Source organism: Asanoa siamensis, from assembly GCF_016862555.1.
GTDB lineage: Bacteria > Actinomycetota > Actinomycetes > Mycobacteriales > Micromonosporaceae > Asanoa > Asanoa siamensis.
On record NZ_BONE01000049.1, the window covers coordinates 31,018 to 50,249 of the forward strand.

A 19,232-nucleotide genomic window follows, 5' to 3' on the forward strand; every position below is an offset into this window, starting at 1 on the left:
CACGGTGCCCAGCGGCCGTTTCGGGGCGGCCTCCCGGCTGTTACCGGGTTGAAAATCGCGTCTCACACCGGCCCCCGGGCGGCGGTGAGATCCCGGCGGAGGTAGCACCACCAGGTCACGGCGACGCAGAGGGCGTAGCCGGCGAGGAAGGTGAGCAGCGCCGCGTCGATCGAGCCGGTCCGGGCGATCGAGATGCCGAACCCGCGCGGGATCAGGAACCCGCCGAGCGCGCCGACGGCCGCCGCGATGCCGATGACGGCGGCGGCACCGGCGCCCTGGAAGATCGCCGGGATCATCCGGTAGGTGGCGCCGTTGCCGACCCCGCTGGCCACGAAGAGGAGCAGGAACGCGGCCAGGAACGGCCCGAAACCGCCGACCGCCAGCACGGCCGCCACGCCCGCGGCCAGCACGAGGAACGCCACGAGGGTGACCTTCGCGCCGCCGATCCGGTCCGCGAGCCAGCCGCCGACCGGCCGTGCCGCCGAGCCGACGAGCGGGCCGAGCGCGGCGAAGAGCACGCTGCCGGCGGCCGGGAACTCGTTGCGGATCAGCAGCGGCAGCGCCGCCGAGTAGCCGATGAAGCTGCCGAACGTGCCGACGTAGAGGAACGACATCACCCACGTGTGCGGGTTCTTGAGCACCGCGGCCTGCTGGCGCAGCGGCGCCCGGGAGACGGTGAGGTTGTCCATGCACAGCCACGCGCCGACCATCGCGACGAGCACGGGCAGGAGCCAGAGCAGCGGCGCGTACGCCAGGTGGAGCCCGCCGCCCGCGACGACGACGAGGGGCACCGCGAGCTGCACCACGGCGACGCCGACGTTGCCGCCCGCGGCGTTGACGCCGAGCGCGAGTCCCTTGTGGCGCGCGGGATAGAAGTAGGAGATGTTCGCCATCGACGACGCGAAGTTGCCGCCGCCCAGCCCCGCGGTCGCGGCAGCCGCGGCGAAGGCCCAGTAGGGCGTCGCGGGGTTGGTCACGCAGGCCACCATCAGGGCGAGCGGCAGGACCAGCAGCGCGGCCGACACCGCCGTCCAGTTCCGCCCGCCGAAGCGGGCGACCGCGGCCGTGTAGGGGATCCGCATCGCGGCACCGACGAGGTTGGGCAGGGCGACGAGCCAGAAGAGCTGGTCGACGGAGAACGCGAAGCCGGCCGCGGGCAGGCTCACGGCCACCGCGCTCCACAGGAGCCAGATCGAGAACCCGACATGCTCGACGGCGATCGACCAGACGAGGTTGCGCCGCGCGATCCGGCGGCCGGTGGCGGCCCAGAACGCCTCGTCGTCCGGTCGCCAGTCGGCGATCCAGCCCGGCGCCGGCCGTACCGCTGGGGTGGGGGTGGCGGTGGTCGTCATGGCGGCCACTCTCCGGCCGGGGCGTTGCGCCCCGATGACCGCTCGCGTGCGCCGTTCGTGAAATCGCCGTCACCACGCCCCGGCGCCGGTGGTGAGGGCGCCATGAGACCGTCTCGTGGCCAACGTGGCGTACAACTCGGGGCCGAGCGACCTGGTGGCGACGCTGACCATCCGCGCGGGCGGCGGCGTCGAGTTCGCCCCGCCGACGGGCCCCGGTCTACTCGATCGCCGCGGGCCGCGACGGCACGCTGATCGAGGAGGTCACGGTGCTGCGCGACGGCCGGCCGTGGCTGCGCGTCGAGACCGAGGACCGCTACGACACCGGCAGGACCACGGTGAAGACCACAGGCCTGCAGGTGGACGTGCCGAAGAAGACCAACCAGGTGTTCCGCTACGACCCCCTGACCGGGATGCTCCGCGCCGGCCGGTGACGCGCCGAGGGCGGCGCTAAAAGTTGATTGATTCCAGACAACTGTCTACGTTCAGAGGATGACAGCGGGCTTCGAGGGACAGTTGCGGGCAGCCTCGCTGCGTGTGACCAGACCGCGACTCGCCGTGCTGGCTGCCCTGCGCGATCACCCGCATGTCGACACCGAGCAGGTGATCGCGCTGGTCAGGGCCGATGATCCGAGCGTCTCCCGGCAGGCGGTCTACGACATCCTGCGGGCACTCACCGACGCCGGGCTCGTGCGGCGCATCCAGCCCGCCGGCGCCACCGCCCGGTACGAGTCGCGGGTCGGCGACAACCATCACCACGTCGTCTGCCGCTCGTGCGGTGCCATCGCCGACGTCGACTGCGCCGTCGGCCACGTTCCCTGTCTCACCGCCTCGGACGACCGCGGGTTCGTGGTCGACGAGGCCGAGGTCGTGTTCTGGGGCGCCTGCCCCGACTGCGCGGCCGGACGTACCCCCGGTTCGGAAGGAAGCAGATGACCGACAACCACGACAGCAGCGCGCAGGGCATCGAGCGGAAGCCGTCGCTCGCGGCGGACTCCGTGACCGCGCACGGCAGCGAGAGCGAGAACCCCGCGATCGACTCGCCCACGCCGAAGACCGGTGGGCGGCCGCGGACCAACCGCGACTGGTGGCCCAACCAGATCGACCTCTCCGTGCTGCACGCCCACTCGGCCAAGGGCAACCCGCTCGGCGCGAGCTTCAGCTACGCCGCCGAGTTCGCCAAGCTCGACGTCGACGCGCTCAAGCGCGACATCGTCGACGTCCTCACCACCTCGCAGGAGTGGTGGCCGGCCGACTTCGGGCACTACGGCGGCCTGATGATCCGGATGAGCTGGCACGCGGCCGGCACCTACCGCATCCACGACGGGCGCGGCGGCGCCGGCGACGGTGGCCAGCGGTTCGCGCCGCTCAACAGCTGGCCCGACAACGCCAACCTCGACAAGGCCCGCCGCCTCCTGTGGCCGGTCAAGCAGAAGTACGGCCAGCAGATCTCCTGGGCCGACCTGCTCGTGCTGGCCGGCAACGTCGCGCTCGAGTCGATGGGTTTCAAGACCTTCGGGTTCGGCTTCGGCCGCGCGGACGTCTGGGAGCCCGAGGAGATCTTCTGGGGTCCCGAGGACACCTGGCTGGGCGACGAGCGCTACGCGTCGGAGAGCGAGATGGTGCCGGACATCGGCGCCACGGAGATGGGCCTCATCTACGTCAACCCGGAGGGGCCCCGCGGCAGCGCGGACCCGCTCGCGGCGGCGCACTTCATCCGCGAGACGTTCCGCCGCATGGCGATGAACGACGAGGAGACCGTCGCCCTCATCGCCGGCGGCCACACGTTCGGCAAGACCCACGGCGCCGGCGTCGCCGACGACCACGTGGGCGCCGAGCCCGAGGGCGCCGCGCTGGAGGCGCAGGGCCTGGGCTGGCTCAGCACCCACGGCACCGGCAAGGGCGCCGACACGATCACCAGCGGCCTCGAGGTGACCTGGACCGACCGGCCCACCCGGTGGAGCAACCGGTTCTTCGAGATCCTCTTCGGGTACGAGTGGGAGCTGACCACCAGCCCCGGCGGCGCGAAGCAGTGGGTCGCCAAGGACGCCGAGGCGATCATCCCGGACGCCCACGATGCGGGGCGCACGCACCTGCCGACGATGCTCACCACCGACCTGTCGCTGCGCGTCGACCCGGCGTACGAGCGGATCTCCCGTCGTTTCCTCGAGAACCCCGACGAGTTCGCGCTCGCGTTCGCCAAGGCCTGGTACAAGCTGCTGCACCGCGACATGGGCCCGGTCAGCCGCTTCCTCGGGCCGTGGGTCCCGGAGCCGCAGCTCTGGCAGGACCCGGTCCCGGCCGTCGACCACGAGCTGGTCGGTCCGGCCGACGTCGCGAGCCTCAAGGCCGAGGTGCTGGAGTCCGGTCTCACCACGGCCCAGCTCGTCTCGACCGCCTGGGCGTCGGCGGCCTCGTTCCGGTCGACCGACAAGCGCGGCGGCGCCAACGGTGCCCGGGTGCGGCTCGAGCCGCAGCGCGGGTGGGAGGTCAACCAGCCCGAGCAGCTCGCGACCGTGCTGGAGACCCTCGAGGGCATCGCGCGCAAGTTCAACGACGCGGGCGGCGCGAAGATCTCGCTCGCGGACCTGATCGTCCTGGCCGGCTCGGCCGCGGTCGAGAAGGCCGCGCGCGACGCGGGCGTCGATGTGACGGTGCCGTTCCGGCCCGGTCGCACCGACGCCACCCAGGAGCAGACCGACGTCGAGTCGTTCCGGGTCCTCGAGCCGCGCGCGGACGCGTTCCGCAACTACCTGCGCCCCGGCGAGAAGACCCAGCCGGAGGTGCTGCTCGTCGACCGCGCGTACATGCTGAACCTGACCGCGCCGGAGATGACCGTCCTCATCGGTGGGTTGCGGGCGCTGGGCGCGGGTGCGAGCGAGCACGGCCGGCTGACCGACCGGCCCGGCGTGCTCAGCAACGACTTCTTCGCCAACCTGCTCTCGCCGGGCACCCGGTGGCAGGCGTCGAAGTCGCAGGAGCACGTGTACGAGATCCGGGACCTGGCCACCGACGATCTCAAGTGGACGGCCACCGCCGTCGACCTGGTCTTCGGCTCCAACTCCCAGCTGCGCGCCCTCGCCGAGGTCTACGCCAGCCAGGACGGCCGGGACAGGTTCGTGACCGACTTCGTCGCGGCCTGGACCAAGGTGATGGAGCTGGACCGCTTCGACCTGAGCTGACCATGCCGACCGGCGCCCGGCCGATCCCTTGTGGATCGACCGGGCGCCGGCTTCGTCCAGGGGTCAGGCCGCGTTGGCCGCCGGGATGCGGACCGGTGCGAACGCGGTCTGGATCCAGTTCGGGTACGGGGCCACCGCCGGGCGGCTGACCTCGTCGAGCGCGGCCAGGTCCTCGGCGGTGAGCGTCAGCTCGCTGGCGGCGATGTTGTCCGCGAGCTGGTCGAGCCGGCGGGCGCCGACGACGACGCTGGTGACGGCGCGCTGCGCGAGCAGCCAGGCGAGCGCGACGCGGGACGGGCTCACCTCGTGCCGGTCGGCGACGGTCCGCAGCACGTCGACGATCCGGTGGCCCTGCTCCTCGTCGAACTGGACGAAGTCGGCGCCGGCCTTCGCGCGACGGCTGTTCTCGTCGGTCGTACCCCCGTCGCGGTGGAACTTGCCCGTGAGGAAGCCGCCGGCCAGCGGGCTCCACACGGTCAGGCTCACGCCCTCGTCCTCGGCCATCGGCACGAGGTCCCGCTCGGCGTCGCGGGACACGAGCGAGTAGTGCGTCTGGTTGGCGACGAACCGCGCCTGGTGGTGCAGGGCGGAGATGCCCAGCGCCTTGCTGATCTGCCAGGCCGCGAAGTTCGAGCAGCCGATGTAGCGGATCTTCCCCTGCCGCACCGCGTCGTCGAGCGCGCCGAGGGTCTCCTCGAGCGGGGTGACGTGGTCGTAGTTGTGCAGCTGGTAGAGGTCGATGTAGTCGGTGCCGAGCCGGCGCAGGCTGTCCTCCAGCGAGCGCATGATGTGCAGGCGGGTCAGTCCCTGGTCGTTGGGCCCGGTGCCGACCGGCGCCAGCAGCTTGGTGCCGACGATCACGTCGCGCCGGCGGGAGCCGATCGCCCGGCCGAGCAGCTCCTCGCTCTCGCCGTCCGCGTACACGTCGGCGGTGTCGATGAAGTTGACCCCGGCGTCGAGCGCGCTGCCGACCACCTGGTCGACCTCGGCCTGCCCGAGTGCGCCGACGTTGCGGAACACCGGGTGCTCCTTGCCGCCGAACGTCATGGTGCCGAGCGAGATCTCGGAAACCCAGACTCCGGTACGCCCCAGCAGACGGTATTTCACTGCCACTCCCTTTGTGCCCCTGATGTCCGACCCGGGATCGGCGTCGACGGCGAAACACTACAGCGTGTCCGGACACCGTGTAGTGTTATCCAGGTCATGCCCCGGGCGACCACTAGGATCCGCACATGCCCTCGATCACCCGGCGCCGCGCCGGCCGACCGGCCTCGGCCGAGGCCGACATCCTGGCCGCGACCGAGCGCCTGCTGATCGACGGCGCCAGCTTCACGGAGCTCGGCATCCAGCAGGTCTGCGCGGAGGCGGGCGTGGCCCGCTCGACCTTCTACATCCACTTCCGCGACAAGACCGACCTGCTGATGCGGCTGGCGGCGGGCCTGACGCGCACGTCGTTCACGATCGCGTCGGCTTGGGAGCCCAAGGACGGGGTCGACGCGGTCGCCGACGCGTTCCTGCAGGTGGTGGCGATCTACCGCGAGCACGCGGCGGTGCTGCGCGCGATCACGGAGGTCGCGACCTACGACCGCACGGTGCGCGACTACTGGTACGAGCGCCTGGGCCAGTTCACGGACAACACGATCAGGTTGCTCCGCCAGGAACAGGAAGCGGGCCGCACGCCGGCCGACATCGACCTGCCGAGCGTGGCCCGCATCATCGTCAAGGGCGGCGAACGCGCGATCGTCGACCACGTGGCCGACGGCGACCCGGCGGACGACGCGACCTTCTGCCGCGAACTAGGCCGCACCTGGTGGTACGGCGTCTACCGCCGCCCCGCCGACCAGCCCGGCGGGTCTAGCTGACGAGCTTGAGGAGCGGGGCGACGCTTTCGTTGACAACGCGGGAGATTTCGCTGGAGAGGTCCGCCACCAGGTCGGCGACGAACTCGTTCGGGAGTTCCGCCGCCTCGACCGTGGCCAGGAACGCCTTGCGGTGGCGGACGTCCATGACCTTGTCGGTGCCCACGGCGATGGCCAGGCCCGCCGCCACCACCCCGCCGGTGATCAGGGCGTACTTCCCGCCGACGCGGGCGCCGCGCCCCACCGCGGCCGCGAAGCCGTGCTGGCGCACCGCGGCCACACCGCCCGCCACCGCCTTCGCGAGGAGCTGCACCGTCGCCGGGTTGATGGGCACCGCGGGTCGTCCGGAGGACGCCGCCGCCGACAGCACCTGCGGGCTGGTCGAGGCGACCGCGATCCGGCCGACGTAGTTGAGGGTGAACATCCGGCCCGGCGTGAGCTTGATCGACGTGCCGATCTCGACGTCGATGCCGTAGCGGCGGCAGATGGCCTCGGCGTGCGGCCGGATGATGCGGTCCAGGCCGTTCTCGGTCCGCTGCGCGTCGGCTTCCGAGCTCGGCAGCGAGTCGACCTCCTTCGACCAGTCCGCGGTCTTCGCCGCCCGCAGCCGGGCCAGGACCACCTGCTTGGTCTCCTCGAACGTCGTCAGCGTGTGCTCCCGGATGGCCTCCTCCACCTCCGGGATCTGCGGGAGGCCCGTCATCTCCTGCCGGAACCGGGCCACCCGGGCCTGGTGGCGACCGGCCCCGGCCAGGCCGCGGGCCACCGAGAACGACGGCTCCGGGTCGTGGTCGAGGTCCGACTCCGGGAACACGGCGCGGCAGCGCGCGGCGACTACGTCCATCCGGCTGCCGCCGCCGGTGAGGACGAGCAGGGCCGGCGGCACCGTCAGCCAGGCCCGGACCTCGGTCAGCAGCGCCTCGAACCGGTCGGCCCAGCCGCCCGTACGGGCGACCAGATGCTTGATGTCCTGGGTACGCAGCCACCCGGTGGCGAGGTCGAAGATCGGTGCCAGCGCGGGGTCGAGCGCCTCGGGCCGGTCGTGCAGGATGAAGGTGGCGCCCGAGAACTGGGCCTCCTTCGCCCGGCGGCAGGCCAGCCGCAGCAGCATCGCGGCGTCCGGGCGGTCCATCGCCCGCTGGAAGGCCGGCTTCCCGCCCAGCGCCGCCATGGCCGAGGTGGCCAGCTCCGCGTCGATCTCGCGGCAGCCGACGTCGGCGCCCAGCGGGATGTTGCGCGGCTCGAGGTCCCGGATGATCGTGAAGTCGGTCGTCGAGGACCCGACGTCGACGATCAGCACGTTGTCGAGCGGGCCGTCGGTGTCGCGTTCCCAGACGTGGACGAGCGCCGACTGCGACTCGGACAGCAGCGAGACAGGCACGGTCGAGCTCGTCAGCGCCCGCCGGTAGATGTCGACGGCCCCGGCCGGCCAGCCCGACGGGTGACCGACCACGACGTGGCAGTCGTCGCGCAGCTCCGGATGCCGGGTGAAGAACTCGCCGAGCAGGAGCTGCGCGAACAGCACCGAGTCGGGCGTCTGCAGGTCGGTCTCCGGCGGCCGTTTCACGTTGACGGTGAACTGCACCGCGTCGCCGACCATCAGGGCCTGCTCGCCGAAGACCCACGCGCCGTCGCGCGCGCGGGCCGTCGCGGTCAGCACGCTGCGCTCCTGTGTGACCGGTCGGGTGTAGACGACCGGCTCGGTGTGGTCCTCCGTGTCCGTCCAGGCCAGACAGCTCTCGCCGTCGCCGATGTCGAGACCGATCGCGTACCGCTTCGCGAGCCACTCCATGGTCATTCGCCCTCCGCGGCGCCGGTGACGGTCCCGACGACGAGCACGTCGGTCAGCAGGGTCAGCAGGTCCGCCGACGGGGGCGGCGGGAACACGAACCCCGAACCCGGGGCGGCGATGGTACGCAACGTCGCGAGCAGCCGTGGATCGGCGGCGACCAGGTTCCGGTCGACCTGCTTGGTCAGCTCCGGCGGGTCGGCCGCGTGTGCGAGGCGCTCCCAGACGTGCGGGTCGACGGAGAGCGCCGCGAAGCACTCCGGGTGCTCCTGGCGCAGCATGAGCAGGATGGCGACCTGCCGCATACGCTCCGCCGACTGGTCGCCGATCCGGCCCAGCATCGTCAGCGTGAGATTCAGGCTGCTCACGAACCGGCGTACGCGTCGCGGGTTGTTCTCGAAGGCGACCCGGACGACCTCCCACAGCACCGGGTCGTCGCGCAGGTGGGACAGCCGCGGCCGGACCGAGTTGCAGAGCGACTCGTAGCGGACGGCCGGCAGGTGGTAGGCGAAGTTGACGAGCTTCTCCAGGTACCACCGGCCACGCGTGCGGTCGCCGTCGAACTGGGCGGCCGCCGCGTCGACGAGGGCGCCCTGGTCCATCGCGATCATGAAGACGCACGGCGCGTCGCCGGTGAAGATCCGCAGGGCCTCCAGCACCGACAGCGCCGTCTCGCGGCGGCAGCGGTCGAGGTCGTCGATGAAGACGACGAGCGGGCGGTCGCCGGTCAGCGCCCGGACCACCTCGGTGAAGTCCTTCTCGAACCGGTTGACCGACCCGTAGATGTCGGCCGGCAGCTCCTGGCCCGCGGCCTCCGTGCCGGAGAACTCCTTCCGCGCCTGCTGCTTGAGTGACTCGAGGTCGTCGACCGAGACCAGGCTGCCGGTGGCGGTCGTGATGAGCTGGCGGGCGACGAGCCAGGTCGCCGACGCGGACAGCCGGGCCACCCGGGCCAGCGTGCCGCGCAGCCGGTTGCGGACGGCGGGCTCGGGCGAGCTCGCGGCGGCCCGGACGAGCTCGTTCAGCAGCGTCTGGATGAGCGCGTGCCAGACCTCGTCGCGCTTGTCGTACTTCCACGGGCTGAACGCGACCGTGGACATGCCTTTCGCGTCCAGCAGGTCGCGGCACACGTTGAGGAAGCTCGACTTGCCCGAACCCCACGGGCCGAACACGGCGAGCGTCAGCGGAAGGTCCGATGTGGCCGCGATCGCGTCGCAGAGCAGCTCCGCGTGGTCCTGGAAACCGAACTCGTCGGCCGACGTGCCCCGGATCGGGTTGTCTGTCAGCAGGATCGGCCCCAATGGACACTCCATTCGACGGTGCGAATGCGAATCATTCCATTCTGGCGGCCGCCGCCACACGCGAAATCACCTGATCGGGCACGCCGTACACACGCCGCGTCGATTTCCCGACACGATCCGCCACCCGGCCTAGACTGGACCGCGATGGAGACGTGGGATGCCCTTCGGGCCAGGCGGAACGTGCGTGACTACACCGCCGACCCGGTGTCTGGCGACGATCTCGACCGCATCGTCGAGGCCGGCTGGCGGGCGCCGTCCGCGTCCAACCGGCAGCACTGGGACTTCGTCCTCGTCACCGACCGGGCGCAGCTCACCGATCTCGCGACCGTGTGGCCCTCGGCGGGGCACATCGGACGCGCGGCCGCCGCGATCGCGCTGGTGGTGCCGTTGCCCGTCGACGAGCGGCAGAAGGTGCTCGACCAGTACGACCTCGGTCAGGCCACCTACGCCATGATGCTCGCCGCCGCCGACCGCGGGATCGGCACGGGGCACTCCTCGGTGGGCGACCAGGCCCGGGCGCGCGCGATCCTGGGTGTGCCGGAGGACCACGAGGTGGCCTACCTGCTCGGCGTCGGCCACCCGGCCGACCGGCCGCTGCGGCCCGTCAAGCGCCCCAACCGCCGCCCCTTCGACGAGGTCGTGCACCGCGGCCGCTGGTGACGCGGGTCAGGCCAGGCTGCTGGCCAACTCGGCCAGCGTCAACGGCCGCGCGAGGTGGTAGCCCTGCGCGTACGCGACCCCTATCCGCTCCAGCGCCGCGAGCTGTTCGGCCGTCTCGACGCCTTCCGCCGTCACGTGCAACCGCAGGGTGTGGGCCAGGTCGGTGAGCAGGTGGACGATGGCGTGGTCGCGCGGGTTGTGCAGCATCCCGCCGACGAACTCACGGTCGATCTTGATGCCGTGCAGGGCGAGCCGCGACAGGTAGCGCAGGTCCGTCGACCCCGTGCCCATGTCGTCGAGGGCGACGCCGACGCCGCGCGCGATCAGGCTCTCCAGCCGGGGCGCCGCGTGGGTCAGCGTCGTGAGGTCGGCGCCTTCGGACAGCTCCAGCCGCAGCCGCTCCGGGGGCAGCCCCGCGTGGTGCAGCGCCGACGTGACCAGGTGGCAGAAGTCGGTCGCCAGCGTGGGCGCGGAGAGGTTGACGTTGACGTGCGCGGGGGCGAGCCGGCCGAGCGAGGCGAGGTCGCCACAGGCCCGCTGCAGCACCCATTGGTCCAGCAGGGGCATATGACCCGCCTCGTGGCCGGCCGGCAGGAACTCGGCCGGCGTGATCAGCCCGCGGTCCGGGTGCTGCCAGCGCACCAGGGCCTCCGCCGCCACGACGGCCCGGTCAGCGATCCGCACGATGGGCTGGTAGAGCAGCCGTAGCTCGTCGTGGGCGACGGCTTCGGCGAGGGTGGGCTCGGGCAGGCAGGTGGTCATGATCTGCGGGCTCCTGGGAGAGGCGAACTGAGGACCGCCCCACTGTGGCCGGGCACGTGGTGGCATCAGCCCTGTCGGCGACGCGGGTCCCGGGGCACCCGGTCGGGTTCACGGGGGCCCCGGGGGGAGCCCGGACCAGGCCCGGATGTCCGGTTCAGGGGCACGGGAGGGCCGTCACCGGGACGCGGGCACCGCCATGCCCGTGTCCAGCGGGGTGTCCCGCAGCTCCCGACGGGAGCCGATCGCCAACTTCGCGAACACCTTTCGCAGGTGCCACTCGACCGTCCGCGGGCTGATGAACAGCTCGGCCCCGATCTCCTGGTTGGTCCGGCCCTCCCAGGCCAGCGAGGCGATCAGCGTCTCCTGTGGCGTCAGGTCCATCGTGGTGTCCGGCGTACGCTTGCGCACCGTCTCGCCCGTGGCCAGCAGCTCGTTGCGCGCCCGCTCGGCGAACGCGTCCGCTCCCATGTGGGTGAACAGGTCGTGGGCGTGCCGGAGCTGGTCGCGGGCGTCGGCCCGGCGGTTGTTGCGGCGCAGCCACTCGCCGTACACGAGATGCGCGCGCGCCAGGTGTGCGCTCATGCGGCACCCGGTCAGCTTGTCGATGGCCGTCCGGTAGAGGCCGTCGGCGTCCGGACCGCGCGCGAGCAGCGCCCGCGACCGGGCCTCGGTCCCCAGCGCCCACGTGGTGCCGCTCGCCTGGGTCCGCTTCGTCAGCTCGCGCAGGGCGGCCTCGCCGACGTCCCACTCCTCCAGCCGCGCGGCCGCCTCGACCAGCTCGGGCAGCGCCCACGACTTCGCCACGAGCTGGTCGCCGGCGGTGGCCCGCCGGGCCGAGGCCAGCGCCGTGGCATAACGGCCGAGCCCGTTGTCGAGCACCGCCGCCGCGTACTCGGTCAGCACGAGGGCGCTGCCTTCCCCACGGGGGAACGCCTCCTGGACCACGGCCTCGGTGAGCTCCTCGGTGCTCGCCTGGTCGCCCCGCCAGGCCGCCAACATGATCGGGGTGTACGGCAGCGGCGCCAGCCCGATGGCACCGCTGAGGGCGGCGGCTTCCTCGGTCATGGCGGCCGCGGTCACGAAGTCCCCGGCCTGGAGGTGGAAGCTGGCGAGGTAGTCCAGCGCCGTGGGCAGCAGGCTCAGCATCCCGCTCGCGCGAGCCTCCTGGACGTGTCGGCCGAGCAGGTCGGCCCACGACGGCCCTTCCCACAGCTCCGCGGCGACCAGGGAGGCCGCCACGCAGATCAGCGTGCGCTGCTCCCGCGTGAGACTGGCCCGCAGCCCGCGCCGCAACAGCGGCGCCCCCGCCGTGTACCCCTCCGTGAACTGGACCGACAGGCCGTCGAGCAGCAGGTCCACCGGATCGCGGCTGCCCGGGTTGCCGGGCGCGGACCGCGCGGCCTCCGCCACCACGCGCACGCCGTGCTCCGGCTCCAGGCGTCCGGCACCGGCGAACACCGGGGCCAGCAGCGCCTCCAGGTAGGTCTCGCGGGCCAGGGGCACGTCCAGCGGCGTGAGCCGGCGCGCCGCGTCGAGCAGCAGCGCCGGTGCGTCGGTGCCGCGACTGCGTTTGAACACCAGGTCCGCGCGAAGTCGTTCCAGCCGGGCCATCTGCAGGCTGTCCAGCCGGGCCATCTCGGCGGTGGCGAGCAGCTCGTCGGCCGCGTCCGGCGCGCCGGCGGCCACCGCGGCCTCCGCCGCGGCCAGGGCCCGCCGGCCGCGGTGCGCCTGCACCGGCGTCAGCTCGGTGGCCCGCCGCAGGAACGCCGCCGCCGCGGCGGCCCCGCCGCGCGCCTGCGCCCGGCTCGCCGAGCGCTCCAGCTCCGCCGCCAGCCACTCGTCCGGGGCGACCGCCGCGGCCGCGAGATGCCATGCGCGCCGGTCCGGATCGGTTTGGGGATCGGTCACCTCCGCCAGCGCCCGGTGGGCGACCTGCCGGTCGGCGCGCCCGGCAGCCCGGTGCACGGCCGACCGCACCAGCGGATGCGTGAAGCGGACCCGGGTGCCCAGCGTGATCAGCCCGGCGGCCTCGGCCGGTGCGGCGGCGTCGTCCTCGAGGCCGCACACGCGCGCGGCCCCCCACAGGACGGTCGGGTCACCGACGGACTCGAGCGCCGCCAGCAGCAGGAACTGCTGGGTGTGGGCCGGCAGGGCGCGGATGCGCCGCAGGTAGGCGTCCTCGATCCGGGCGGACCGGCTCTCCAGCGGCCGGGCTCTGGGCCGGCTGTCGAACTCCGTCGACGTGAGCTCGGCCGGCAGTTGGAGCAGCGCGAGCGGGTTCCCGCGCGCCTCGGCGAGGATCCGGTCCCGCACCCGTTCGTCCTGCAGCGCCGGTGCCGCCGCGGCCAGCAAGGCGCGCGCGTTCCGGTCGTCCAGCCCGGTGACGGCGAGCTCCGGCAACCCGAACAGCTCATGGTTGTCGCTCGGGTCGAGCTGGGCGAAGACGAGGGCGATCGGGTCGGCCCCCAGCCGTCTCGCGACGAACGCGAGCGCCTGCACCGAGGCGTGGTCCAGCCACTGGACGTCGTCGATCAGGCAGACGACGGGCTTGCCGTCGGCCGACTGCGACAGCAGGGTCAACACCGCCAGACCGACCAGGAACCGTTCGGGTGCCGCCCCGTCGACGAGCCCGAACGCGACACCCAGCGCCTCCCGTTGCGGGCCGGGGAGGTCGCGCAGTCGGTCGAGCATCGAGACGCAGAACTGGTGCAGGCCGGCGTACGGCAGCTCCATCTCGGACTGCACGCCGGTGACCCGGATGATCCGCGCGTCGGCGGCCTTCTCGCCCAGGTAGTCCACCAGGGCCGTTTTGCCTTCACCGGACTCGCCGCGCAACACCAGCACCACGTGCCGACCGGCCCGGGCCTCGTCCAGAAGCGCGTCGAGCACCTCGCACTCGTGGGCCCGACCGTACAGTCCCTGTCCTGGATGCATCCCTTTCACAGTAATCCCGTGGACCGCTGTCAACCGGCATAGCGGGAAGCGGGCAGCCCACGCGCACCGGGATCGAGCAGCAACGTCTGGCCGGCCAGGGGAGCGGGGTCGCCGCCGAGCCGCGCCGAGGTGACCGCCAGCAGGTCCAGGTCCGGCCCCACGAACGCGCAGCGGGTCGGGTTGGCCACGGGCACCGGCACCACGCGGTCGACCGTGCCGTCCGGGGCATAGCGGACGATCCGGCCGCCGCCGAACTTGCAGTTCCACACGAACCCCTCGGCGTCGACCGTGACACCGTCCGGGAACCAGCCGTGCTCCACATCGGACACGAAGACCACGCCCTCCCCGACGACGCCCGACGGCGAGACCGGGTAGGAGCGGATGACCCGGACCGTGGAGTCCACGTGGTACAGCGTCCGGCCGTCCGGGCTCCACGCCGGCCCGTTGGAGCAGACGATCCCGCCGAAGGCCCGGATGAGAGTCAGCGACGGCTCGAGCCGGTAGAAGGAACCGAGCGGTTCCTTCTCGGCCAGGTCCATCGAGCCGAACCAGAACGCGCCGTACGGGTCGACCGCGCCGTCGTTCAGCCGCGTGCCGGGCGGGGTGTCGATGCCGCGGACGACCTCGACCGTCCCCGCGTCGACGTCGCAGTAGGCGATGGCGTCCCGCAACGCCGCCACCAGCCCGCCGCCCGCCCGCAGCGCGACGCTGCCGACCAGGTCCGGCACGGGCAGCGTCCGCACCGGGCCGGCCGGCCACGCCTTCGCGTAGATCCGCCGCTCCAGGATGTCGACCCAGTAGAGGCGGGACCCGTCCCACAACGCGCTCTCGCCGAGCGTGCACGGGATGTCGTTGAACACGGTCACGTCAGTCATGGGCCTTCTCCCGGCCGTAGGCGAACAGGATCGCGAGGATGACCAGGCCGTAGATCATGAGGCGGCCGTACTCGGGGACGCGTTGCGCGGCGAGGAACGTCGTCACCGCCACCAGGGTGACCGAGCCGGCGATGACGCCGAGATAGTGGCCGCGGCCGCCGAGGATGGAGACGCCGCCGACCACGACGGCGGCGATGGACTCGAAGAGGTACGGGTCGCCGAGGCCGAGCGACGGCTGCCCGCCGTAGGCCACGAGCGCGATCCCGGCCAGTGCGGCGAAGACCCCGCTGAGCGTGTAGAGCGCCACGGTCACGCCGCGCACGCCCACGCCGGACAGGAACGCGGCGCGCGGGTTGACGCCCACGGCGTACACCCGGCGCCCGAAGGTCGTCAGCGTGAGCAGCACGGTCATCAGCAGCGCCACTCCGCCCCAGAGGAACAGCTGCCCCGGCACCGCGCCGGAGAACAGGCCACGCAACGGCGACGGGGCGTACGAGCCGCAGGACGCGCAGGTGAGTCCCTTCGAGAGCCCGAGCGTCAGCCCCTGCATCACCCCGTTCATGCCCAGCGTCATGACGACGGCCGGCACACCGAGCCAGGCGACGCCGAACCCGTTGCCGAGCCCGACGAGCGCGCCCACACCCAGCGCCAGCACGACGGCCAGCGGCGCCCGCGAGGTCTGGCCCAGGCTCGACGTGGTGAGCACGATCGCGGCGCCGTTGAGCACCCACGGGATCGACAGGTCGATGCCGCCGACGAGCACGACGAGCATCTGCCCGGCGGCGACGAAGCCGGTGAAGCTGGCGACGACCAGCATCACCCGCAGGCTCGACCAGGACGCGAAACCGGGGTGCAGGATCGCGCCGACCAGCAGGACGGCCGTGGTGCCGGCGAGCGCGTAGAGGACGCGGCGGCTCATGCGGGCCTCCGGCGGCGTGCCGCCAGGGCGGCGACGGTGCCGAGCAGCACCGCCACGACCAGGAACAGGCCCTGGAAGAGCGACTGGTAGAGCGGGTCGATGCCCGCGAAGAACAGGATGTCGATGACCAGCGTCAGCGCCACGGCACCCGCGACGGCGCCGAGCGCGCTGCCGCGCCCGCCCGTGAACGCGACGCCGCCGACGACGACCGACGCGATGGAGGTGAGGATGAACGGTGCGCCGGCGTTGGCGTCGCCGGAGGTCGTGGTCGACACGTAGAACACCGCGGCGAGCGCGGCACACAGCCCGGCGAGCGCGTAGACCTTCAGCTTCACGGCAGCCGCCGGCACGCCGACCGCGCGGGCGCTGGCCTCGTCGCTGCCGATCGCGTACACCCGCATGCCGAACCGGGTGCGGCGCAGCACGAGCCAGCCGGCGACCGCGAGCCCGAGCCAGATCAGGCCTGTCGGGGTCGCGGGGTTGGTCAGCACGTGCCGCACCTGCGGCGGGATCGAGCCGCCGGGCACCGGCAGCACCCGCAGCGCGAGACCGGTGAAGACGGACAGCGTCGCCAGGGTCGTGAGAATCGGCGCGATCCGGCCGTAGGCGACGATCAGTCCGTTGACCGCGCCGCAGGCGGCGCCCAGGGCCAGCACCGCGACGAGCCACAGTGCCGACGTGGACACCGTCGACGCGGTGACGGCGACGCAGAGGCTGACGATGCCGCCGACCGAGAGGTCGATGCCGCCGGTGAGCACGACCAGGCTCTGCCCGATCGCGACGAACACGAGCGGCAGCGTGGTGTTGAGGATCGACAGGTAGTCGAACGACGTGGGGAAGCGCCCCAGCCGCGACGAGTAGACGACGAGGTAGGCGACCGCGGTGGCCGCCAGCACCAGATAGCCGAGGCTCACCCGGCGCAACGCTTCACGCATCCTGACTCTCCTTGATGGACGCCGCGACGATCCGCTCCGCGTCGCCGACCGGCCCGGCGAGCTCGGCCGCCACGCGGCCCTCGCGCAGCACCAGGACCCGGTGGCAGAGGTGGGCGATCTCCTCGGTCTCGCTGGAGTGGTAGAGGATCGCCTTCCCGCGCGCGGCGAGCGTGTCGACCAGCTCGTAGATGTCGTGCTTGGTGGCCGCGTCGACGCCGCGGGTGACGTCGAACAGCAGCAGGATGCGGGCGTCGGTGAGCAGCCAGCGGGCCATCACGACCTTCTGCTGGTTGCCGCCCGACAGGGTGTCGGCGGCCCCGCTCGTCGACCGTCCCGCCCCGATGCGGAGCTGGTCCACGATGGACGCCACGGCCACCCGCTCGGCGGAGCGGTTGACGAACCCGGCGGTGGCACGCCGCGACAGCGTCGCCGTGGCGATGTTGTCGCGGATCGACAACGGCGGGAACAGCCCTTCGGCCTTGCGGTCCTCGGGCACGTAGGCGATGCCGACGCCCGCCCGGATCGCGTCCTTCGGCGATCGGACGGTGACCGCCCGGCCGTCGACCTCGATCGTGCCGCCCTCGGCGCGCCGCGCCCCGAACAGCGTCAGGAAGAGGTCCCGCTGGCCCTGGCCGGCGAGGCCGCCGACACCGAGGATCTCGCCACGCCGCAGGTCGAGGTCGACCCCGCGCAGGCGCCCGCCGGACAGGTTGGAGACCCGCAGCGCGCTCTCGTCGGTGGGCCGGGCGCTGATCGTCGGGTACGCCCCGGCGAAGCTCCGCCCGCTCATCAGCGTGACCGCCTCCGCCTCGGAGAGCCGCTCCCGCGTGGCGACCCGGGTGCCGTTGCGGAACACCGTCACCCGGTCCGCGAGCGCCTCGATCTCCCGCCAGCGGTGGGAGGTGAAGACGACGCAGCAGCCGTCGTCGCGCAGCCGCCGCATGTGTCGGGCGAGCCACTCGACCTGCCGGTCGGGCAGCGCGGCGGTCGGCTCGTCGAGGATGACCACCCGGGGCTCGCCGGCCAGCACCCGGACGAGCTCGACCACCTGCCGCTGCGCGACCGACAGGTCCGCCGCCGCGGCGCGCGGGTCGATGTCGTCGACGCCGTAACGGCGCAGCACCTCCCGCGCGACCGGTGCCAGGCGACCCCGGCGGACCAGCCCGAGCCGCCCGCGTGGCGGATCGTGCAGGAGCAGGTTCTCCGCCACCGTCAGGTCCGGGAGCAGCGACAGCTCCTGGAACGCCGTCGCCACCCCCAGCCGTCGTCGGGCGGCCGGCCCGACGACCCGCGTGACCTCGGTGCCGAAGATCTCCACCGCGCCTCGGTCGGCCCGAATCACTCCACACAGGACCTTGATGAGGGTGCTCTTGCCCGCGCCGTTCTCACCGGCGAGGGCGTGGATCTCGCCGGGACGCGCCGCGAACGACGCGTCCCGGAGCGCCTGGACCCCGCCGAAGGCGCGGTCGACGCCGGATGCCCGTACCGCCAGGGTCTCGGAGCCGGACCGCGACGGCGCCGGCGCGATCGACGGGGTCTCGGTCATGGCGTGCCGAGCTTGACGTCGAGGGTCTTGCCGGGGCACGGGGTCCCGTCCGTCGCCGCCTCCTGGCAGAGGACGACGGTGGCGTTGGGTCCCGAGTCGGTGAAGTCGGCGAAGAAGCTGTCCGGCAGGTCGGGGAAGACCGTCTCGCCGGGCACCATGTGGTCGGACGTCGCGACCGGGAACGGGATCGTGACACTCTCCTTCGGGTGCTCGCCCTTGACCACGGCGCGGGCGAGCTCGAGCGAGATGACCGACAGGAACGGCGGCTGCCCGATCGACATGCCGTTCACCTTCGGGGTGAGCAGGCCGGCCATGTACTTGCGGAACCCGTTCTCGGCCTCGCCACCGACGACGGGCATCGGGCGGTTGGCGGCGGCGAAGGCCTTGATGACGCCGTCGGTGCCGCCGGAGACCCAGACACCGTCCACCTTGGGCAGGTTCGCGAGCTGCCCGGAGGTCGCCCGCTGCGCGGTGGCCGAGTCCCACATGCCGGTGTAGGTCGCGACGACCTTGATGCCGGGGTGGGCCGCGAAGACCTCCTTGGCACCCTTGTTGCGGTCGTTGTCGGCGCCGGTGCCGGCGACGCCGGTCACCATCACCACGTTGCCCTGCCCGCCGAGCTCGTCGACGATGAACTGCGCGAGCTGCTGGCCGAACTTGACCTGGTCGGTGTTGACCGTCAGGCCGCACGTGTTGTCGACGACGTTGTCGAACGAGACGACCACGATGCCGCGGTCGCAGGCCTGCTGCACCACCCCGTTGAGGCCGCTGGTCGAGGCGGCGTTGACGACGATCGCGTCGACGCCCTGCGAGATGAGGTTGGAGATCTGGCGCGACTGGGTCGACACGTCGTTGCCGGCGTTGAAGACGCTGCACTCGACCTCGTCGACGTACGGCGGCATGGCGCAGGCGGCCTTGTAGACGTTCTCCATCTCCACGCGCCACTGGTTGCCGATGAACGAGTTGGACAGGGCGATCTTGATCTTGCCGCCGCCCGCGGCGTCGTCGGTGGCGGCCGGGCTGCCGGCGTCGCTGCAGGCCCCGGCGAACAGGACCAGCGTCGCGGCGACGACCGCGAGGTGTCGAGGTAGATTCATGGTTGCTCCACCTGTGAAGGGCGC

At 72.5% G+C, this 19,232-nt stretch carries 15 protein-coding genes and 1 pseudogene; 5 read left to right on the top strand and 11 right to left on the bottom strand.

What is annotated here, in order from left to right; translation table 11 throughout:
- Positions 1-62: 62 nt before the first annotated feature.
- Positions 63-1,352, bottom strand: coding sequence for an MFS transporter (locus Asi02nite_RS26795; protein ID WP_203716683.1), 1,290 nt, complete (start codon positions 1,350-1,352; stop codon positions 63-65).
- Between the two features lie 266 nt (positions 1,353-1,618).
- Here Asi02nite_RS26795 and Asi02nite_RS26800 point away from each other — a divergent pair, with 266 nt between their 5' ends.
- From Asi02nite_RS26800 to katG, 3 genes are read left to right on the top strand one after another with little or no spacing between them, the layout of a single operon-like run.
- Positions 1,619-1,783 (top strand): hypothetical protein, encoded by a 165-nt coding sequence (locus Asi02nite_RS26800; RefSeq protein ID WP_203716684.1) that lies wholly within the window; start codon positions 1,619-1,621, stop codon positions 1,781-1,783.
- Positions 1,784-1,841: 58 nt separating this feature from the next.
- A complete protein-coding gene (locus Asi02nite_RS26805; RefSeq protein WP_203716685.1) occupies positions 1,842-2,285 on the top strand; it encodes a Fur family transcriptional regulator in 444 nt (147 codons plus the stop codon).
- Positions 2,282-4,531 (top strand): catalase/peroxidase HPI, encoded by a 2,250-nt coding sequence (katG, locus tag Asi02nite_RS26810; RefSeq protein ID WP_203716686.1) that lies wholly within the window; start codon positions 2,282-2,284, stop codon positions 4,529-4,531. The genes Asi02nite_RS26805 and katG overlap by 4 nt, the downstream gene beginning before the upstream one ends.
- 156 nt (positions 4,532-4,687) lie before the next feature.
- Here the strand turns inward: katG and Asi02nite_RS26815 are convergent.
- Positions 4,688-5,644, bottom strand: a pseudogene (locus Asi02nite_RS26815) (aldo/keto reductase); the annotation flags it as partial.
- A gap of 119 nt (positions 5,645-5,763) precedes the next feature.
- Between Asi02nite_RS26815 and Asi02nite_RS26820 the strand changes: the two are divergent.
- Positions 5,764-6,393, top strand: coding sequence for a TetR/AcrR family transcriptional regulator (locus Asi02nite_RS26820; protein WP_203716688.1), 630 nt, complete (start codon positions 5,764-5,766; stop codon positions 6,391-6,393).
- Here Asi02nite_RS26820 and Asi02nite_RS26825 read toward each other — a convergent pair.
- Together Asi02nite_RS26825 and Asi02nite_RS26830 are read right to left on the bottom strand one after the other, a co-directional pair.
- Complete coding sequence (locus Asi02nite_RS26825) at positions 6,386-8,188, bottom strand: Hsp70 family protein (RefSeq protein ID WP_203716689.1); 1,803 nt, start codon at positions 8,186-8,188, stop codon at positions 6,386-6,388. The two genes, Asi02nite_RS26820 and Asi02nite_RS26825, sit on opposite strands and share 8 nt — an antisense overlap.
- Complete coding sequence (locus tag Asi02nite_RS26830; RefSeq protein WP_203716690.1) at positions 8,185-9,480, bottom strand: KAP family P-loop NTPase fold protein; 1,296 nt, start codon at positions 9,478-9,480, stop codon at positions 8,185-8,187. The genes Asi02nite_RS26825 and Asi02nite_RS26830 overlap by 4 nt, the downstream gene beginning before the upstream one ends.
- A 144-nt stretch (positions 9,481-9,624) precedes the next feature.
- Here Asi02nite_RS26830 and Asi02nite_RS26835 point away from each other — a divergent pair, with 144 nt between their 5' ends.
- Entirely contained in the window at positions 9,625-10,140 is a 516-nt protein-coding gene (locus tag Asi02nite_RS26835; protein ID WP_203716691.1) for a nitroreductase family protein, read from the top strand.
- Between the two features lie 6 nt (positions 10,141-10,146).
- On the opposite strand, the gene Asi02nite_RS26840 is transcribed toward Asi02nite_RS26835, so the two are convergent.
- The 7 genes from Asi02nite_RS26840 to Asi02nite_RS26870 all read right to left on the bottom strand — a co-directional run bounded on the left by Asi02nite_RS26840 (position 10,147) and on the right by Asi02nite_RS26870 (position 19,208).
- Complete coding sequence (locus tag Asi02nite_RS26840; RefSeq protein WP_203716692.1) at positions 10,147-10,902, bottom strand: EAL domain-containing protein; 756 nt, start codon at positions 10,900-10,902, stop codon at positions 10,147-10,149.
- Between the two features lie 174 nt (positions 10,903-11,076).
- On the bottom strand, positions 11,077-13,836 hold the full coding sequence (locus Asi02nite_RS26845; protein WP_203716693.1) for a helix-turn-helix transcriptional regulator: 2,760 nt from the start codon (positions 13,834-13,836) through the stop codon (positions 11,077-11,079).
- Between the two features lie 29 nt (positions 13,837-13,865).
- The gene (locus Asi02nite_RS26850) at positions 13,866-14,711 is read right to left on the bottom strand and encodes an SMP-30/gluconolactonase/LRE family protein (RefSeq protein ID WP_203716694.1); all 846 of its coding nucleotides are present in this window, start codon (positions 14,709-14,711) and stop codon (positions 13,866-13,868) included.
- On the bottom strand, positions 14,704-15,630 hold the full coding sequence (locus Asi02nite_RS26855; protein WP_203716695.1) for an ABC transporter permease: 927 nt from the start codon (positions 15,628-15,630) through the stop codon (positions 14,704-14,706). The genes Asi02nite_RS26850 and Asi02nite_RS26855 overlap by 8 nt, the downstream gene beginning before the upstream one ends.
- Positions 15,627-16,565, bottom strand: coding sequence for an ABC transporter permease (locus Asi02nite_RS26860; RefSeq protein ID WP_203716696.1), 939 nt, complete (start codon positions 16,563-16,565; stop codon positions 15,627-15,629). Before Asi02nite_RS26860 ends, Asi02nite_RS26855 begins: the two co-directional genes overlap by 4 nt.
- Positions 16,558-18,111 (bottom strand): sugar ABC transporter ATP-binding protein, encoded by a 1,554-nt coding sequence (locus Asi02nite_RS26865; protein WP_203716697.1) that lies wholly within the window; start codon positions 18,109-18,111, stop codon positions 16,558-16,560. The genes Asi02nite_RS26860 and Asi02nite_RS26865 overlap by 8 nt, the downstream gene beginning before the upstream one ends.
- On the bottom strand, positions 18,108-19,208 hold the full coding sequence (locus Asi02nite_RS26870; protein ID WP_203716698.1) for a sugar ABC transporter substrate-binding protein: 1,101 nt from the start codon (positions 19,206-19,208) through the stop codon (positions 18,108-18,110). Before Asi02nite_RS26870 ends, Asi02nite_RS26865 begins: the two co-directional genes overlap by 4 nt.
- Between the last annotated feature and the right edge of the window lie 24 nt (positions 19,209-19,232).